Source organism: Rhizobium sp. 10N414 (assembly GCF_056394785.1).
The window spans coordinates 12,152-29,237 of the sequence record NZ_JBFTIN010000039.1 but is presented as its reverse complement, the minus strand read 5'-3'; the positions used below and the strand labels follow the sequence as shown (position 1 = coordinate 29,237).

The following is a 17,086-nucleotide window of genomic DNA, read 5'->3' as shown; positions in this document are numbered from 1 at the left end:
TGCAGCTCGAATGAGGAGGTAGGGCGGTATTTCCTTGGTTCGGAGCTGCACGATATGGGTATCGTGCAAATGCGAACGTGACCACCCGGTCGACGTGCCACCTTGGGGGAGAGAATCATGACGGCCTACGACGAACTTCGCAAAGCGCCTTTCAACCTCGATGAGCCTGCGATCCTTTGGGTTCGTGACGTTTATGCGTCGCTCGACGTCGACGATAAGATAGGACAACTCTTCATCTTGATCATGATCGGGACCGATGAGGAGGAGTTCAAACGCATTGGTACGCTAAAACCCGGCGGCGTAACCCGCTTCTTTACGCCCGATCTTGACTTCGAGCGGCGTGTCATTTCCGACCTCGTGTCAAGGAGCAAAGTTCCCCCTATCATCAGCGCCGACCTCGAAGGCAGCCGACATTCATTTGCATTCGGCACCCCGGTGCTCGGCCAACTTGGGCTTGCGGCTGTTGACGATGTCGAGGCAACAGAGAGAAGTTCGGAAATCCTGGCACGCGAAGGGCGCGCAATGGGTGTTCGTTGGTCGTTCACGCCAGTTATTGACATTAATGCCGCCTTCCGATCACCGATCGTCGGTACCCGTTCTTATGGCTCCGATGTCGACAAGATCGAGCGTCATGCGGTTGCCCATGTTCGTAGTCTCCAACGAAATGGTGTGGCTGCCACCGCGAAGCATTGGCCTGGCGAGGGATACGACGACCGCGATCAGCACCTTGTTACCACGACAAATCCGCTTTCGGTGGAGGCATGGAAGAAAACCTTCGGTCGCCTCTACAAAACCCTGATCAACGAAGGCGTGCTGGCTGTAATGAGCGGGCATATTTCGTTTCCGGCCTATGTCCGGTCGAAAGTGCCGGATGCCGATCTTGAAGCCTTCCGACCGGCCTCGGTTTCTCGGTTGTTGAACGTTGACCTCCTGCGGAACGAACTCGGCTTCAATGGCCTCATCGTCTCCGACGCGACACCCATGGGAGGTCTTTCAGCTTGGGGCCACCATACAGAGACAATGCCCGACATCATTGCCAATGGCTGTGATATGATCCTCTTCAGCGATGCGCCTGAGAAGGATATGGCTGCGGTCAAGGCCGCCGTTGAAGACGGCCGAATTACCTCTGAGCGGCTCGAGGCAGCCGTACTGCGCGTGCTGGCGCTCAAGGCGCACCTCAGGCTTTTTCAGTCGTCGGATGTTCTACCTGAGGCCGCCGAAGCGCGCCGCCTGCTTGCGCATCCGGACAACGTGGCCGCATCGAGGGAGTTCATCGGACGATCGCCGACGCTCGTGAAGGATGTTCAAGGCATCTTCCCACTCCATCCGACCAAGACGAAGCGTGTGCTGCTCGTAGACGGGGGTATCATCCATCCGCTCATCCCGCAGCCTCTGAAATTTGTGCTTCCCGAGCTTTTGGAGAAGGAGGGTTTCGAAGTCACGATTGACCGGCCCGACATTGTGCCATCACCTGATGATTTCGATCTCGTGGTCTATGCGCTGGGCGATGAGTCGCTGCTCGTGCGGGGCAGGATATTTGTCGACTGGCATCGCATGGGGGGCGGGGGTCTCTTCAAGGCGATGTATCGGCCTTGGACGAATATTCCGTCAATAATGATCTCCTTCGGGCATCCATATCATCTCTACGATGCGCCACGGGTACCGGCCTACATCAACGCATATTCCACAATGGACAGCGTCCAGGAAGCCGTCGTTGATTGCATGCTTGGTCGAAAGCCCTTCGTGGGCGTGAACCCTGTGGATCCATTCTGCGGCCTTGAGGACGCGCACTTTTGAGCCTGCGCCGGACGCTCAATAAACACATGCTATCGGCAGGATCGCGTTCCGATCAAAGTGCTCTTGTGGCGGCGACTTCCGGATCGGGCGTGGTATTGCCTGGAATAGAGAAGATCCGACCGCTGGCTGTGACGATATCGTCGACATCGCACGGTCACTGGCCAGGGCAGGGCGGTAAGGAGCGAAGTTTCCGCAAGAAACCGCTCGCGCAAATGAGACATGCCGGATAGCTTAAAGCGGCCCGCAAGTCGCGGTTCTGCATGACATCACAAATGAATAAAGTGTTGAAATCACCGATGATCATTGAGATCGGCGACCTGGTCCAGCGCTCGGATTTCTGAGCTCGCACGCCACCTTACTATACCGCCAAGGTATGAAAACAAACCAAATCGGTGTTGGACGCAGATTGGATGGCCGGACAAACTGTACTCATGAAAACGTCATCGACCCATCTCGCTCTGTCCGCCAGCCTTCACCCTCTTGTCGAGCGGGTTGAAACAATACTGGTCGATTTGCCGACCATACGACCGCACAAGCTATCAGTGACCACCCTGAACGGCCAGACGCTGATGCTGGTCAAAGTTCACTGCAGCGACGGCGTCGTCGGTATAGGTGAAGGAACGACGATCGGAGGTCTCGCCTACGGGGGCGAGAGCCCCGAAGGTATGAAGCTGGCGATCGATACCTATTTTGCTCCGGTGATGGTCGGACAGGACGCAACTCGCATCCGCGCTCTGATGACCCGCGTCGGCAAGATGGTGAAGGATAATCGCTTCGCCAAGAATGCCATCGAGACGGCGCTGCTCGATGCGCATGGAAAGCGTATCGGCCAGCCGGTGAGTGAACTCCTGGGCGGCCGGCTGCGGGACCGTCTGCCGGTCGCGTGGACGCTCGCATCCGGCGACACCGCGCGGGACATTGCCGAAGCCGAAAAGATGCTTGATCTCAAGCGCCACAAGATCTTCAAGCTCAAGATAGGCGCAAAGAGCCTCTCCGCCGATATTGCTCATGTATCTGCTATCAAGCGCGCCCTTGGTGACCGCGGGGCGGTCCGTGTCGACGTCAACATGGCGTGGAGTGAAACGGAAGCAGTCTACGGCATGGCCGCATTGGCCGCCGCAGGATGCGAACTGGTCGAACAGCCGGTGGCATCTTCGCAGGCGCTGTCGCGCTTAATGCATCGCTTCCAGGTGGCTTTGATGGCCGATGAATCCTTGAAAGGTCCCGAGTCCGCATTTGAGTTGGCGAAAATCCACGGCGCGGATGTATTCGCGGTGAAGATTGCGCAGAGCGGCGGGCTCTTCAACGCACAGAGAGTTGCGTCGATCGCCGATGCTGCCGGCATCGAACTCTATGGTGGAACGATGCTCGAGGGTGCCTTCGGCACCATCGCATCGGCACATGCCTTTTCTACGTTCGAGAAGCTGCAATGGGGAACCGAGCTCTTCGGTCCGTTGCTCCTGACGGAGGAGATCCTGATCCGCCCCCTTGATTACAGCGACTTTGAGCTGACGGTTCCGGATGGACCGGGATTGGGCATCGAGCTTGACGAGGAGCGTGTCGCATTCTTTGCCCGAGATGGGCTTCGCAAGACAATCAGCATCGTGGGCTGAGTGGAGGTATCCAATGCTTTTTCACGTCCGTATGCACGTAAACCTCCCCCATGATCTTCCCGCTACCGAGGCCGAAGCGATCATAGCCAGAGAGAAGGCTTACTCGCAGGAACTGCAACGCATTGGAAAATGGCGGCATATCTGGCGTATCGCCGGCGAGTACGCGAACTACAGCGTCTTCGACGTAAAAGACAACGCAGAGCTTCACGAGGTCCTGTCGGGGCTTCCGCTCTTCAAGTTCATGAAGATCGGAGTCTCGCCGCTCCTTCGACATCCATCATCCATACGCGAAGACGATAGCTGATCGCTTCGCTGGCGGCGTCTCAGGAGGAGACGGCGCTCAAAGTTCACATCACCCAAGTGGAGGAAAAGACATGAGTGTAAAGATCTTCGACAAGCCGGAAGTCCAGGACTTCCTGACCAAGGTTGCCGGTCTCGACAAGCCGGACGGCAATCCACGGGTCAAGCAGATCGTTCACCGATTGCTGTCCGACATCTACAAGGCGATCGACGAACTCGACATCACGCCGGACGAATACTGGACAGGGATTGCCTGGCTGAACGAGATCGGTGCGGCCGGACAGGCAGGCCTGATTTCGCCCGGCCTCGGCATCGATCATTTTTTGGATGAGCGGCTCGACGCGATCGACGAAGCATTGGGGATCAAGAACGAGACCCCTCGCACCATCGAGGGCCCCCTCTACGTCGCCGGCGCTCCTGTCGCACATGGCTTTGCCCGTCTTGACGATGGCACGGACACCAATGGCCATACGCTCATCATGCACGGCACTGTCTACGGCGACGACGGAAAGCCGCTGCCGGATGCCACCGTCGAAGTCTGGCACTGCGATACCCGCGGCTTCTACTCCCACTTCGACCCGACAGGCAAACAGGCGCCCTTCAACATGCGGCGCACGATCGTCACCGACGATAAGGGCTGTTACAAGTTCCAGAGCATCGTTCCGAAGGGATATGGCGTTCCTCCGGGCAGCCCGACCGAGCAGGCGCTCTCCGCTCTTGGTCGCCATGGCCAGCGCCCGGCTCATATCCACTTGTTCATCAGCGGCGACGGTCATCGCAAGCTGACCACCCAGATCAACATCGCCGGCGATCCGCTTGTCAACGACGACTTCGCCTACGCCACCCGAGACGGGCTCGTTCCCGAGATCGTCGAGCATACCGACGAGGTCAGCATCAAGGCAAATAGTCTTTCCGGCCCCTTCGCCGAGATCAAGTTCGATATTCATCTGACCGCGCTGGTGGATGGCGTCGACAACCAGATCAACGAACTGCGCAAGCGCGCCGCGGCCTAGGAGCCACGCGGCGGCCCCGGCCGCCGCTTCCCGCCCCAAAACCGAAATTGTCGCTACGGCGGACCTTGAAGGGCGTCGCAGCGGGAGGAGAAGCCATGTCCACGATTATCGAGAAGGCACGAGATCTTGACCAACTGCTGGCAACCGCAGTTGAAGACGACAAGGAAGCTGGCGTGTTCCGTTGCCGCCGCGACATCTTCACCAATGCCGACCTGTTCGAACTGGAGATGAAGTACATCTTCGAGAGCAACTGGGTCTATCTCGCACATGAGAGCCAGGTTCCTGATAACAACGACTACTACACGACCTATATCGGTCGCCAACCGGTCGTCATCACCCGCGACAAGACCGGCGAACTGCATGCCGTGATCAATGCCTGCGCGCACCGAGGCGCGATGCTGTGCCGGCGCAAGCATGGAAACAAGGGCAGCTTTACCTGTCCGTTCCATGGCTGGACGTTCTCGAACTCAGGCAAGCTCCTGAAGGTAAAGGACGAAAAATCCAGCCAGTATCCAGCTCAATTCGCCAAGGACGGCTCGCACGACCTGAAGCGCGTGGCCCGCTTCGAGAGCTACCGAGGCTTTCTGTTCGGCAGCCTTAACGCCGATGTCGCCGAGCTTGAGGACTATCTCGGCGAGACCAAAGTCATCATCGACCAGATCGTCGATCAGGCCCCCAACGGTCTTGAGGTCCTGCGTGGCAACTCGTCCTACATTTACGACGGAAACTGGAAGCTGCAGATGGAGAATGGCTGCGACGGATACCACGTCAGCTCCGTTCATTGGAACTACTCCGCCACCATGGGTCGCCGCACGGAAGAAGGTACCAAGGCGGTCGACGCCAACGGGTGGAGCAAGTCTGTAGCCGGCGTCTACGGCTTCGAAAACGGGCACATCCTTCTGTGGACAAACACGATGAACCCCGAGGTGCGGCCAGTCTTCAGCGGTCGCGACGAGATTGTCGCACGCGTTGGAAAAGAGAAGGCTGACTTCATCGTCAACCAGACACGCAATCTCTGCCTTTACCCCAACGTGTTCCTGATGGACCAGTTCAGCACGCAGATCCGCGTGACCCGTCCTATCAGCGTCGACAAGACCGAGATCAGCATCTTCTGCTTTGCGCCGAGAGGCGAAAGCGAAGCCGACCGGACGCTGCGGATCCGCCAGTACGAGGACTTTTTCAACGTGTCCGGAATGGGCACGGCTGACGATCTTGAGGAATTTCGCGCGTGCCAGGCCGGCTATGCCGGCATCTCTGCGCTCTGGAATGACCTGTCGAGAGGCGCACCGCTTTGGATCGATGGCCCGGATGAGAATGCGAAGCGGATGGGCATCGAGCCGTTGCTTTCTGGAGAACGCAGTGAAGATGAAGGCCTGTTCGTTCGCCAGCACGAATACTGGGCCAAGGTCATGCGTGACGCCCTCTCGATGGAAAAGAGCGGAGGTGCGGCATGACCATTTCGTTTCCTGAAATCACCACGTCTTCGTACCAGGACATCTGTGCCTTCCTCTATCGTGAGGCAAGGCTACTGGATGATCGGCAGTGGGATGAATGGCTGACCTGTTACACACCCGACGTGACCTACTGGATGCCGGCATGGGATGACGACGACCAGATCACCGACGATCCGCAGACCCAGATATCGCTGATCTACTATCCGAGCCGGGATGGTCTGGAAGATCGCGTCTTCCGGATCAAGACGGAGCGCTCCGGCGCTTCGACCCCGGAACCGCGCACCAGCCACAATGTCACGAACGTCGAGATCCTAAAGGACCGTGGTGAGGAGGTCGATGTCCGCTACAACTTCCACACGCTGAACCATCGCTACAAGGTCACCGACCAGTTTTTCGGAACCATGTTCGTCACCCTTCGAAGGGCCGGCGGCGGGCTGCTGATCTCGGACAAGAAGATCGTGCTGAAGAACGACTACATCCGCCAGGTCATCGACATCTATCACATCTGAGGACCGGCCCGTGCAACCGCGGCCCGGAGGAGGAGCCATGTGCTATAAGATCGCATTGAATTTTGAGGACGGCGTTACCCGTTTCATCGGATGCAACAGCGGCGAGAAGGTCCTCGACGCTGCCTATCGCGCCAAGATCAACCTGCCGATGGATTGTTCCGACGGCGTGTGCGGCACCTGCAAGTGCCGGGCTGAAAGCGGCAGCTACGACCTCGGTGACGATTATATCGAGGACGCCCTGACCGCGGACGAGGCGGAGAGCGGTTTGGTGCTCACCTGCCAGATGAGAGCGACATCGGATTGCATTCTTTCAGTGCCGACGACCTCGCTCGCCTGCAAGACCGGCCATCAGAAGTTTGCGGCGACCGTTACTGCCGTGACGCCACACCAAGATGCTGCGATTGTCCTTGAACTGGAAGTGGATAAGGCATCCTCGCCGGCCTTCCTGCCCGGCCAGTACGTCAATATCGACGTTCCCGGCTATGGTCAGAGCCGCTCCTACTCCTTCTCTTCGGCGCCGGGCGACCAGCGTCTCGCCTTTCTCATCAAGCGGATTCCCGATGGTGCGATGAGCGGCTGGCTCGCCGGGGCAAAGCCAGGCGACAAGCTTGACCTGACTGGTCCGCTGGGAAGTTTCTATCTGCGTGAAGTGAAGCGCCCGCTGCTGTTTCTGGCCGGCGGCACCGGGCTTGCTCCCTTCCTCTCGATGCTTGAAACGCTCGCCCGCGCTGAATCTGACCAGACGATCCACATGATCTACGGCGTGACGCGCGATCTCGATCTCGTTCTCGTCGATGAGATCGAGGCTTATGCCGCCCGTCTGGCGAATTTCAGCTTCACGACCGTCGTGGCCGAGAATGCCTCCAGCCACCCGCGCAAGGGCTGGGTGACGCAGCATATGCCGGAAGAGGTTCTTCATGGTGGTGATGTCGACGTCTATCTTTGCGGCCCTCCGCCCATGGTCGATGCGGTGCGCAGGCACTTCGACGACAATGGTGTGAGCCCCAACAGCTTCTACTATGAGAAGTTTACGCCGAATGCGGTCGCGAAAGAGGCGGCATGACGATGACCAGCTATCGGGAACGCTTTGCTGGCAAGGTGATCGTTGTGACGGGGGCCGCGCAAGGAATTGGCCGCGCCGTGGCGCTGCGCGCCGCCGACGAAGGCGCTCGCGTAGTTCTGGTGGATCGTGCTGAGCTTGTGAGGGACGTGGCCCGCGAGGCGGGCGCCAATGCGGCCTCGTTTCTCGCTGATCTCGAGACCTACGACGGCGCGTTGGAAGCCATGCGCTTCGCCGCGGAAACCTTCGGCGGAATCGACATATTGATCAACAATGTCGGCGGTGCGATCCGAATGCGTCCCTTCGAGGCATTCGAGCCGGTGCAGATCGACGCGGAAATACGTCGATCCCTGATGCCGACACTCTACGGATGCCACGCCGTCATTCCACATCTGCTGGCGCGTGGCGGCGGCACCATCGTCAACGTGTCGTCGAACGCAACGCGAGGCATTCACCGCGTGCCCTACTCGGCGGCGAAAGGTGGGGTCAATGCTGTCACCCAGTCGCTCGCAATGGAGTTGGCCGAACGGAACATCCGCGTCGTGGCGACAGCGCCGGGCGGCACGGAGGCCCCTGCAAGGTCTATCCCTCGGAACGCCGAAGGCGACACCAACGAGGAAAGGACCTGGATGGGCGAGGTCGTCGCGCAGGTAAAGCAATCGAGCTTCATGAAACGCTACGGCAGCATCGCCGAGCAGGCTGCGCCAATCCTGTTTCTGGCGTCCGACGAGGCCTCATACATCACTGGAAGCATACTGCCGGTCGCCGGAGGTGATCTCGGCTGACCACTTGTTCTTGAAAAATGCGTAGCAACTCGGGGAGGAGAAAATGCGCAACATCGATGTGAATGACGCAATAGACAATGCGCCCTTTGGAGCGTTTCAGTGGGCGGTCGTGGCGCTCTGCGCCCTTTTGCTTGTTGTCGACGGTTACGACGTCTTCGTGGCAGGCACCGTCCTGCCGACCTTGATCGCGGAGTGGGGCCTCTCAAAACCGCAGGCAGGTGCACTGCAGGCGTGGGCACTGTTTGGAATGATGTTCGGCGCGCTGGTCTTCGGGCCACTCGCCGACCGGATCGGTCGCAAGAAGGGCATTGCCATCAGTTTCATCCTGTTCACCTCGTCAACGCTTTTGACGGGATTTGCGAGTTCACCGTTCGAGTTTCAGATCTTCCGCTTCATCGCGGGATTTGGGTGCGGTGGACTGATGCCAAACGCGGTTGCCCTCATGAACGAATATGCGCCTAAGCGGCTTCGGGGGACGATGGTCGCCCTGATGTTCTCCGGCTATTCCGTCGGCGGAATGGTCGCGGCGGGGCTCGGTATCGAGATGATCCCGCATTATGGCTGGAAGCCGATGTTCTTTGTCGCTGCGGTTCCACTCGTCGTATTGCCGATCATTCTATGGAAGCTTCCTGAATCGCTTGGTTTCCTCATTCGCCAAGGGCGCCAGGAACAGGCCAGGACGATTTACGCGAAGGTGGTGCCGACGGCGTCGCTTTCACCTGCAGATCGGCTGGTCTTTTCGGAACACAAAGGCGCGTCCGCATCGGTTTCCGAACTGTTCAGGCATCAGCGTACGCTTCGCACTCTGATGCTGTGGGTGTCGTTCTTCTGCTGCCTGCTGCTTGTATACCTGCTTTCGTCGTGGCTCCCGAAGGTGCTCCAGGAGGCCGGCTATGCAGAGAAGGCGAGCCTGCTTAGCCTGTTTTCGCTGAACTTCGGCGGCATGGTCGGCGCAATAGCGGGCGGCTGGCTAGGCGACCGGTTCGGCCTCGCCAAGGTTGTCATCGGTTTCTTTGCGGCCGCGTCAGCGTCCATCGCCCTGATCGGGTTCAACCTGCCGCCGGCGCTTCTTTTCCTGATGGTGTTCGTCGCGGGCGCCACGACGATCGGCACCCAGATCCTGCTTTATGCAAGCGTCGCCCAGCTTTACAATCTTTCCGTCCGCTCGACCGGCCTCGGATGGGCGTCAGCGGTCGGCCGCATCGGAGCCATCGTTGGCCCGACCTTGGGCGGCGTCCTGCTCGGACAGAACCTGCCGCTACAGCAGAATTTCCTGATTTTCGCCCTTCCCGCTGCTGTCTCGGCCGTGGCGATGGTGGTGTTCGCCCTCAGCAACAGCCGAAGAACCGCTTCAGTTCCGGCTGTCGCAGCTTAAGTAGACGTCGCGCGGCGTTCTTCCGCGCGACCCCTTGGCCCGGATCTCGGGCCGTCGTCACCGCCTTGATCGGAATCTTGATCGAATGCCATTTCTCGACCTACCCACCCACCGCCTCCATTTTCGGCTCGATGGCACTGATGACACTGCCTCCAGCAAGGAATGGCTGGTGTTTTGCAACTCGCTCGGCACGGACTTGCACATGTGGGACGAACAGGTCAGCGAACTCGCCGACGATTTCAGGATCCTGCGTTATGACCGTCGAGGTCACGGATTGTCATCGCCACCACCTGCGCCCTACGCACTCGATGATCTCGGCAGCGATGTGATCTCCCTTCTGGACGCCCTCAACATCTCCCGCGCTCACTTTTGCGGTCTCTCCATCGGCGGCCTCACCGGACAATGGCTTGGGGTCCATCACGGACCTCGATTTGGAAAGATGGTGCTGTGTGCCACCGCCTCCAGAATCGGAACGGCCGAGGGGTGGACCGCAAGGATCGGTGACGTCAGGACAAACGGTCTCGCCGCCTTGGTGCCCGCTACGGCCGAGCGGTGGTTTACACCGGATTTTGCCGCCGCCAACCCAGGCGTGGTGACAGGCGTGCTCGACAGCTTCTCGAGGACTTCAGAAGAAGGCTACCTCGGCTGTTGTGAAGCACTGAGGGATGCAGATTTGAGAGAGGAGATTGCCTCGATTTCCAACCCGATCCTTGCCCTGTCTGGTGCCGACGACGCCGTATGCCCGCCCACCGATCTCGAGAGCATCGCGCACGGGGTGCGCGACGGCAGGCATGTTTCTTTACCCGGCCGCCATATCGTCAACGTGGAAACTCCACACCCTTTCAATTCGGCAGTTCATGACTTTCTGCGCCGGTAGAAGCCGGGTTGCGCCATCTCACTGGACGGCTCGGCGACGGGCGGCGATAGTCCCAAACAATGTGTTGGGAGGCTGGCAGATGGATCTTCGACAACTGAGATATTTCGTGACGGTCGCCCGCGAACGGAATTTTTCACGGGCTGCCGAACTGCTCCACATCGCCCAGCCGCCGCTTAGCCGGCAGATCCAACAGCTTGAGGACGAACTCGGCGTAGTGCTTGTCGATCGTAGCCAGCGGCCGATCGCCTTGACGGAGGCGGGCCGCTTTCTCTACGAACAGGCGACTCACATTCTTTTGCGAACTGAACATATCATCGAGCAGACGCGCAAGATCGGCAGTTCGAAGCGGGAGCGATTTGTTATCGGTTGCGTCGGCTCCACGCTATACGGCGGCATCCCGGACCTGGTTCGCCGCATGCGGCATCTCTGGCCCGACCTTGACATAGAAATCCGGGAGATGATGTCGACGGAGCAGGTCAGCGCCTTGAAAGAGCGGCGTATCGATCTCGGTTTTGGTCGCGTCAGATTCAACGATCGCGAGGTGGAGCGTCTGACGCTTCGTGAGGAGCGCCTTGTCGTAGCGCTTCCAAAGCATCACCCGTTGTCTGCGTCTGAAGAGCCTATAGACCTCGCATCACTGGCTCACGAAACGGTCATCCTTTACCCGTCCGTGCCGAGGCCGAGTTTCGCGGACGAAGTTATGTCACTTTTCGCCGAGCTCGGAATTGCGCATTCGCAGATCGAGGAAGTTCGCGAAATCCAAACCGCCCTGGGAATGGTCGCAGCCGGCGCAGGGGTTTGCATCATCCCGTCAGCGTCCCAACGACAGCGGCCGGACGACGTGTCATATCGCACAATTCGGGACGAGAAGGCAACCTCACCAGTAATCATGAGCTATCGGTACGATGAGCCAAATTCCAAGGTGGAACAGATTAAGAATTTGATCCGCGAGATGTACGCCGACAATCCTCCGTGGCTTCGGCTCTCGAATGTAAAACTCCCGAATAAACCCTGAGGCGTTCAGTCCCCGTGGCGCACGCTGTATTGAACGATGTGCCCATTTTTTGAGCCGCTCTTGGAACGCGGAACATAGAGTTCGATACGCATACCAATTGTCCGCACCAATAATGGGCGGCAGGTTGCTCGGAAAGAAATGTCCACGATTGCAAAATGTTCCTGCAGGTTGCCTTGAGCCGGTTGGAGTTGGTTTACAAGCGTGACGGCAGATTGCTTCCGTTCTGGGGACGCCACAAACTCGACGCGATCGAACGCCAGACTGTTCGAGCCACACTTGCGCAAATGAAACCGGGACGATCGCGGTGATGCAGCGCGATTGCGGAAGTCTCGATTTCGAAACGAGGTCGAACGCAGTTCGAGCCTGGTACCGATACTACGAGGTTCGCCCTGACGAGCGTGCGTCCACGGTCCTTTGCAATGCGGCCGTTCAGTTGTTCAACGAGGGCCATTCTACCGCGGACGACATCGCCGCGATGTTGATCGGCGCCTATGTTGGACTGTACTCCACCAGAGTGAACGCTCTGAGTTCGCATGCTATGGTCGGCTCACTGGAGCAAGATCGGGTTCTAGTCGAGCAGGTCGGGCGGCACCTTTCCGCCATTCGCGGACAACCGTTTCATCAGCGTCTTGTGCAGAAACGTGTTCATAGCCGCGCTATCGCTCTTGTCGCCCGAGTAGCCCAGCTCGGATGCCAGTTCCTTGCGCTCCTGCATGCTTGCGTCCATCCCCACGGCCTTCATCAGGTCGACGATCGAATGTCTCCAATCGAGTTTCTGTCCTGAACTCCTTGCGGCTTGATCGAGCACGTCCGCGATATCGATCGCGGGGGCCTGAGGCGGCGGAGGCGCACCAGTGGCCGGGTCGGTGACGATCGGCGGACGCTCGGCGATCTGATCCGACTGGGGTGCTCCTGGCCCCAGAGGCGGCACTGGATCAGCATCGGGCGCCGCTGGCGGTGTCAACGGGGAAGCGGAAGCCGCTTGAGCGGGCGTTGCTGCGTTGGCGTCGCCCAAAATCGCGTTGCGTATGCGTTCGAAAATGCTCATCGACTGACTCCTTATTCGCGGTGAAACAAAAACACGATCGGAGGCATTCTGTTCCGTTGGAGGAGTGCGAGACGCCGAGACGACAGAGCGTCGGCAGCCCTGCGAAAGGGCCGCCATTTCGAAAGAAGGTCCGGCTAGAGGTTCCGCAACAGCAAGCCGAGACCCCGCTTACCTTCATGAGGAAAGGTTGCTGACGAGCGTCCACGACTGTAATCCGCCTTCCGTCGACATCGCTGTGGAGGACGTGCCTAGAGTCCGATTTCCTGCGTTATCGCGTGGATCGACGCAACGCGCGTCTTCGCGGCCATCAGGATGTCCAGTTCAATCGATGACGGCCCGAAGCGATAGAACAGGTCCTCGGCCACGTCCGGATGAAGGCCGTATCGGCTCCGAAACTCCTCAAGGGTATAGGCGTTGCCACGCAACACCCGCCGGCGTTCAAAATGACGATCTGAATGCATTTCCCAGCTCCTCCTTTTCCTCGCGTCGAAATGATTGCGACGGCGGTTTGTTCCGCCAGATCTGGAGGTTGCGGGATTGAACTCACCGGATAGCCAAGGTTTCGCGCGCGTGCTACGACCTTGGGTCTGAGTGGGGGGCCACATGAAGCTGAAGCTTGTAGCGGTCGCAGCGGCGGCCCTCGCGCCCGTTGTCGCTATGCTCGTGTATAACGAGGTCGCGCTGCGTGCCCAGCGGAACGAAGAGGTGAGAGCCAACGCTGCGCAAGCCGCTCGTCAGGCTTCGTCAGAGGTCGACCGGATCATCGAAGGCGTCCGCGCCATGCTTGTCTCGGTGTCCGCCATGCCCGCCGTTCGTCATCTCGACGCCGCGAGTTGCAACGAGAGCTTGAAGTCTGTAGCGGAAAACGTTCCAAACGTCAGAACGATCTTCGTCCTCGATACAACCGGGAGCCCTGTCTGCAGCAGTCAGCAGATACCGGCCGGCACGACGTTCGCCGACCGTGATTATTTGAAGGGAGTCATCGTTTCTCGGCAGACGGTCGTTGGCACCTACACGATGAGCAGGATCTCGGATACGGCCGTGTTGCCGATCGCAATGCCGTTGATGGAAGGCGACAATCTAAAGGGAGTCGTGGTCACCGGCGTCCGGCTGGACTGGCTTCAGAACAGGATCACCGAGCGCGGCGTCTCCCCCGGCAATGCCGTGACGATAGCTGATGGAAAGGGGACGATCCTTGCGCGGGTGCCGTTTCCCGAACGGTTCGTCGGCACCGTCATTCCGGACAAATTCCAGTCGCTCATTCATGCCGACGAGCCTGGCGTCATCGATGTCACGAGCCAGGATGGTACCGAGCGGATCCTCGGATTCCGCCCGATCGCTCTGCCGGGCAGCCCGCTTTACGTCAGTGCAGGCTTCTCAAAGGAGGAGGCCTTCGCTCAGATTAACAGGTCGACACTCGCGAACATGCTTGGCATTGCGGGGGGAGTGCTGCTTGCTTTCGTCGCCGCGTTCTTCATCGGCAACAAGTTCCTGCTCGCGCCAATCGAACGCATCGCGGCGACGATGGACAGCTGGCGCAACGGCGAGACGAAGGCAAGGACAGGCATGAAGGGGTCCGATGAATTGTCCGCGGTCGGAGCGACGCTCGATGGCCTGCTGGAAGAACTCGACCGTCGCCGCCTCGAGAGCGAGCAGGTGGTTGAGGAGCGTGCTCTGCTGATGAGGGAGCTGGCGCACCGCGTCAAGAACGGCTTCACGCTCGTACAGGCGATATCCCGTCAGACCTTCTCGAAGGTGGAACCCGAACGCTACCGCTCCTTCTCCGAGCGCCTGACCGCGCTCGCCCGGACCTATGATTTGCTACTTTCGAAGGAGACCACGTCGTCGTCGGTGCGTGAAGTCATTGTGGCCGCAATGGAGGCTCATCTTGATGGCGGTTGCGAGCGCATTCGGCTCGAAGGACCCGACGTTGTCCTTGCCGCCGATCTCGCACTGCCGCTTTCACTCGTGGTGCACGAACTGGCAACCAACGCCACGAAGTACGGAAGCCTCTCGAACGAGACAGGAAAGGTTTCGATCGCCTGGCGCAAGGAGCGCGAACGGCTCGACCTCACCTGGACCGAAAGCGGTGGTCCTCCTGTCGGCGCGCCTGCCCGGAAGGGCTTCGGCTCCGTCCTGATCGAGCGAGCTTTCCCGTCGAGGGCGCGCTCGGTGTGCCGGACTGACTATCGCCCCGACGGACTCGTCTTCGAACTTTCGTTTACAACAACGGAACCAGAGCCGCGTTTGCAAGTTTCGACAAATGGAGCTGCGGAGCAGAGGACGTGAGAAAGAAGCCGAAGGTACCGATCGTCGAGGATCATTCGCCAACGAGGTGAGGAGCCGGTCTGATGACTGCGTTGCAATGTCGGTCGGAAGAGAAACTCGGGAGCGTTGCCTCCGGAGAGTCCCCAGTTTCTCTTCCTCTGGCGTTCGAGCAAGGCCAAATGGCTGCTCGGTCCCCGCGGCCCGCCATTTCGGGTCAGGTCGCGAGCCAGCCATGAATTGAATATTAGGCAAGAGCGAATTGATGGAAACGTATTCTTCGGCAATGGGTTAACGCCGGAGCGCAATCACGGGCTCAATGTCTTGCTTCCAGTTGGACTTGGGCTTGCGAATCCAGGGCGGATAACTAGTTACCTCGAGAAACACGCAATCGGAATTCCGCATGACCATCGACCTTTTAGAGCGTAGGCAGACCGAAGATCCGAACCGAAGCGAGGAGCAGTTTCGCGTGCTGGTCGAAGGCGTGATCGACTATGCCATCTACATGCTCGATCCGAACGGTCACGTATCGAGTTGGAATGCGGGCGCCCGCCGCATCAAGGGATACGAACCCGAAGAGATCATTGGTAGGCATTTCTCGCAGTTCTATACCGACGAGGACAAGGCCGACGATCTGCCAAGAAGAGCGCTAGAAATCGCCGCATCCGAGGGCCGGTTCGAAAGAGAAGGCTGGCGGGTCAGAAAGGATGGGACGCGCTTTTGGGCAGATGTCATCATCGACCCTATTCGGGCAGAAGACGGCACGCTCATCGGCTTTGCCAAGATTACGCGCGACATTACGGAGAGGTGACAGACGCAGGAAGCACGAGCGAGCACAGCTCGAACTCTTCCAGGCCCAAAAGATGGAAGCCGTAGGCCAGCTCATGGGCGGCGTCGCGCACGACTTCAACAATCTACTGATGGCCATTCTAGGCAGTCTCGAGATCGCGAAGAAACGGGCTCTCGCCGGTCAGGATCTGATCGAGAACGCCATCCAAGGGGCAAAACGGGGCGCGGCCGTGACACAGCGGCTGCTTGCCTTCTCCCGCAAGCAGGAACTCAAGCTTGAGCCGGTCGACGTGTCCGACCTCGTGAAGGGAATGGCGGGCCTGCTTCAGCGGTCGATCGGCCCGTCGATCGAAATTGTCACGAGTTTCCCGCTGGCTCTGCCGAAAGTTCAGGCCGACGCCAACCAGTCGGAGACCGCACTCCTGAACCTGGTCGTAAACGCACGCGACGCCATGCCTCTCGGGGGCGTCATCACGCTCTCGACGGCCGCGTAGGGATGACAATCGGAACAGTCCACGCGCTTCAAGGCGCTGAGCGATCCGTCGTGATCTTCTCGCCCGTCTACTAGATACATGCTGACGGTGGTTTCGTCGACGCTTCGCCAAGTATGCTGAACGTGATGGTCTCGCGGGCAAAGGACAGTTGTCTGGTATTTGCCGATATGGACGTTATGGCGGCCGCGAAAGCCGGGTCGCCAAGGGCTCTCTTCGCGGACTTCCTGTTCGCGTCAGAGCGGAACGCGCTTGAGTTTGCGGTCGAGCCGCGCGAGGACCTGAAGCAGGGGAGCGGTCAGATTCAAATGCTTCGAGATGCAGCTGGGCATCATGCCTTCCTGCTGAATGCGCTGTCTGAGGGTCGACGCCGCTACACCATCGTCAGCCCGTGGGTGATCGCTTCAACGATGGAACGAGTTGGAATCCTTGCGGCCTTCAACGCCGCCGTCCAGCGGGGCGCCGAAGTCGACGTGTTCGCTGATCCGCTGCTCAACCTCGGCCTAATCTATGAGCATGCCTTTTCGACCGCTTCCATCTGGGTCAATCCATCGGCAGCAGGGGGTTCGGCTGCACAAGCTCCCGAAGCTGCATAGCAAGATCGTAGCGATCGACACTGACCTTCTTTGCGTCGGGTCATACAACTGGCTCAGCGCCGATCGAGATGGTCAATACGCGCGCCACGAAACGTCGTT

15 protein-coding genes and 2 pseudogenes are annotated in these 17,086 nt (G+C 59.1%); 15 read left to right on the top strand and 2 right to left on the bottom strand.

Translation table 11 applies throughout. The annotated features are described in order from the left end of the window. Positions 1–117 precede the first annotated feature (117 nt). The 12 genes and pseudogenes from AC1DE4_RS25860 (at position 118) to AC1DE4_RS25805 (ending at position 11,798) form a co-directional block, all read left to right on the top strand. Positions 118–1,797, top strand: coding sequence for a glycoside hydrolase family 3 protein (locus AC1DE4_RS25860; RefSeq protein ID WP_477883680.1), 1,680 nt, complete (start codon positions 118–120; stop codon positions 1,795–1,797). 64 nt (positions 1,798–1,861) lie between these two features. Then, positions 1,862–1,975, top strand: a pseudogene (locus tag AC1DE4_RS25855) (LysR substrate-binding domain-containing protein); the annotation flags it as partial. A gap of 253 nt (positions 1,976–2,228) precedes the next feature. Further along, positions 2,229–3,410: a muconate/chloromuconate family cycloisomerase gene (locus AC1DE4_RS25850; RefSeq protein ID WP_477883678.1), complete on the top strand. Its 1,182-nt coding sequence runs from the start codon at positions 2,229–2,231 to the stop codon at positions 3,408–3,410. A gap of 13 nt (positions 3,411–3,423) precedes the next feature. Further along, a complete protein-coding gene (gene catC, locus AC1DE4_RS25845) occupies positions 3,424–3,714 on the top strand; it encodes a muconolactone Delta-isomerase (protein WP_477883676.1) in 291 nt (96 codons plus the stop codon). Between the two features lie 70 nt (positions 3,715–3,784). Continuing rightward, complete coding sequence (gene catA / locus AC1DE4_RS25840; protein WP_477883674.1) at positions 3,785–4,723, top strand: catechol 1,2-dioxygenase; 939 nt, start codon at positions 3,785–3,787, stop codon at positions 4,721–4,723. Between the two features lie 95 nt (positions 4,724–4,818). Then, the gene (locus tag AC1DE4_RS25835) at positions 4,819–6,177 is read left to right on the top strand and encodes a Rieske 2Fe-2S domain-containing protein (protein ID WP_192241603.1); all 1,359 of its coding nucleotides are present in this window, start codon (positions 4,819–4,821) and stop codon (positions 6,175–6,177) included. Continuing rightward, the gene (gene benB, locus AC1DE4_RS25830) at positions 6,174–6,686 is read left to right on the top strand and encodes a benzoate 1,2-dioxygenase small subunit (RefSeq protein WP_477883672.1); all 513 of its coding nucleotides are present in this window, start codon (positions 6,174–6,176) and stop codon (positions 6,684–6,686) included. Before AC1DE4_RS25835 ends, benB begins: the two co-directional genes overlap by 4 nt. Positions 6,687–6,723: 37 nt before the next feature. Then, positions 6,724–7,749, top strand: a complete 1,026-nt coding sequence (gene benC / locus AC1DE4_RS25825) for a benzoate 1,2-dioxygenase electron transfer component BenC (RefSeq protein ID WP_477883670.1) — start codon at positions 6,724–6,726, stop codon at positions 7,747–7,749. Further along, on the top strand, positions 7,746–8,531 hold the full coding sequence (gene benD / locus AC1DE4_RS25820) for a benzoate diol dehydrogenase BenD (RefSeq protein ID WP_477883668.1): 786 nt from the start codon (positions 7,746–7,748) through the stop codon (positions 8,529–8,531). The genes benC and benD overlap by 4 nt, the downstream gene beginning before the upstream one ends. 43 nt (positions 8,532–8,574) lie before the next feature. Next, positions 8,575–9,906 carry an MFS transporter gene (locus AC1DE4_RS25815; RefSeq protein WP_477883666.1) on the top strand — a complete coding sequence of 444 codons (1,332 nt, stop codon included), beginning with the start codon at positions 8,575–8,577 and terminating at the stop codon, positions 9,904–9,906. 85 nt (positions 9,907–9,991) lie between these two features. Further along, on the top strand, positions 9,992–10,783 hold the full coding sequence (gene pcaD, locus AC1DE4_RS25810; RefSeq protein ID WP_169681621.1) for a 3-oxoadipate enol-lactonase: 792 nt from the start codon (positions 9,992–9,994) through the stop codon (positions 10,781–10,783). A gap of 79 nt (positions 10,784–10,862) precedes the next feature. After that, on the top strand, positions 10,863–11,798 hold the full coding sequence (locus AC1DE4_RS25805) for a LysR family transcriptional regulator (RefSeq protein ID WP_169681619.1): 936 nt from the start codon (positions 10,863–10,865) through the stop codon (positions 11,796–11,798). 568 nt (positions 11,799–12,366) lie between these two features. On the opposite strand, the gene AC1DE4_RS25800 is transcribed toward AC1DE4_RS25805, so the two are convergent. Both AC1DE4_RS25800 and AC1DE4_RS25795 read right to left on the bottom strand, forming a co-directional pair. Further along, positions 12,367–12,846, bottom strand: a complete 480-nt coding sequence (locus tag AC1DE4_RS25800) for a DUF3597 domain-containing protein (protein ID WP_169681617.1) — start codon at positions 12,844–12,846, stop codon at positions 12,367–12,369. 248 nt (positions 12,847–13,094) lie between these two features. Continuing rightward, positions 13,095–13,307, bottom strand: coding sequence for a hypothetical protein (locus tag AC1DE4_RS25795; RefSeq protein WP_169681616.1), 213 nt, complete (start codon positions 13,305–13,307; stop codon positions 13,095–13,097). Positions 13,308–13,449: 142 nt separating this feature from the next. Here AC1DE4_RS25795 and AC1DE4_RS25790 point away from each other — a divergent pair, with 142 nt between their 5' ends. From AC1DE4_RS25790 to AC1DE4_RS25780, 3 genes and pseudogenes are all read left to right on the top strand, one after another. Next, positions 13,450–15,135 (top strand): sensor histidine kinase, encoded by a 1,686-nt coding sequence (locus AC1DE4_RS25790; protein ID WP_169681614.1) that lies wholly within the window; start codon positions 13,450–13,452, stop codon positions 15,133–15,135. A 376-nt stretch (positions 15,136–15,511) separates the two neighbouring features. Then, positions 15,512–16,379: pseudogene (locus tag AC1DE4_RS25785) on the top strand (two-component system sensor histidine kinase NtrB); the annotation flags it as partial. Positions 16,380–16,507: 128 nt separating this feature from the next. Continuing rightward, positions 16,508–16,987, top strand: a complete 480-nt coding sequence (locus AC1DE4_RS25780) for a phospholipase D-like domain-containing protein (RefSeq protein ID WP_169681612.1) — start codon at positions 16,508–16,510, stop codon at positions 16,985–16,987. Positions 16,988–17,086: the final 99 nt, after the last annotated feature.

What these genes read in the sequence shown, in the direction of transcription:
- AC1DE4_RS25805 (WP_169681619.1), top strand. Translation starts at nt 10,863, where the DNA reads ATGGATCTTCGACAACTGAGATATTTCGTGACGGTCGCCCGCGAACGG.
- AC1DE4_RS25835 (WP_192241603.1), top strand. Translation starts at nt 4,819, where the DNA reads ATGTCCACGATTATCGAGAAGGCACGAGATCTTGACCAACTGCTGGCA.
- AC1DE4_RS25815 (WP_477883666.1), top strand. Translation starts at nt 8,575, where the DNA reads ATGCGCAACATCGATGTGAATGACGCAATAGACAATGCGCCCTTTGGA.
- AC1DE4_RS25795 (WP_169681616.1), bottom strand. Translation starts at nt 13,307, where the DNA reads ATGCATTCAGATCGTCATTTTGAACGCCGGCGGGTGTTGCGTGGCAAC.
- pcaD (WP_169681621.1), top strand. Translation starts at nt 9,992, where the DNA reads ATGCCATTTCTCGACCTACCCACCCACCGCCTCCATTTTCGGCTCGAT.
- AC1DE4_RS25860 (WP_477883680.1), top strand. Translation starts at nt 118, where the DNA reads ATGACGGCCTACGACGAACTTCGCAAAGCGCCTTTCAACCTCGATGAG.
- AC1DE4_RS25800 (WP_169681617.1), bottom strand. Translation starts at nt 12,846, where the DNA reads ATGAGCATTTTCGAACGCATACGCAACGCGATTTTGGGCGACGCCAAC.
- benB (WP_477883672.1), top strand. Translation starts at nt 6,174, where the DNA reads ATGACCATTTCGTTTCCTGAAATCACCACGTCTTCGTACCAGGACATC.
- benD (WP_477883668.1), top strand. Translation starts at nt 7,746, where the DNA reads ATGACGATGACCAGCTATCGGGAACGCTTTGCTGGCAAGGTGATCGTT.
- AC1DE4_RS25850 (WP_477883678.1), top strand. Translation starts at nt 2,229, where the DNA reads ATGAAAACGTCATCGACCCATCTCGCTCTGTCCGCCAGCCTTCACCCT.
- catA (WP_477883674.1), top strand. Translation starts at nt 3,785, where the DNA reads ATGAGTGTAAAGATCTTCGACAAGCCGGAAGTCCAGGACTTCCTGACC.
- AC1DE4_RS25790 (WP_169681614.1), top strand. Translation starts at nt 13,450, where the DNA reads ATGAAGCTGAAGCTTGTAGCGGTCGCAGCGGCGGCCCTCGCGCCCGTT.
- benC (WP_477883670.1), top strand. Translation starts at nt 6,724, where the DNA reads ATGTGCTATAAGATCGCATTGAATTTTGAGGACGGCGTTACCCGTTTC.
- catC (WP_477883676.1), top strand. Translation starts at nt 3,424, where the DNA reads ATGCTTTTTCACGTCCGTATGCACGTAAACCTCCCCCATGATCTTCCC.
- AC1DE4_RS25780 (WP_169681612.1), top strand. Translation starts at nt 16,508, where the DNA reads ATGCTGAACGTGATGGTCTCGCGGGCAAAGGACAGTTGTCTGGTATTT.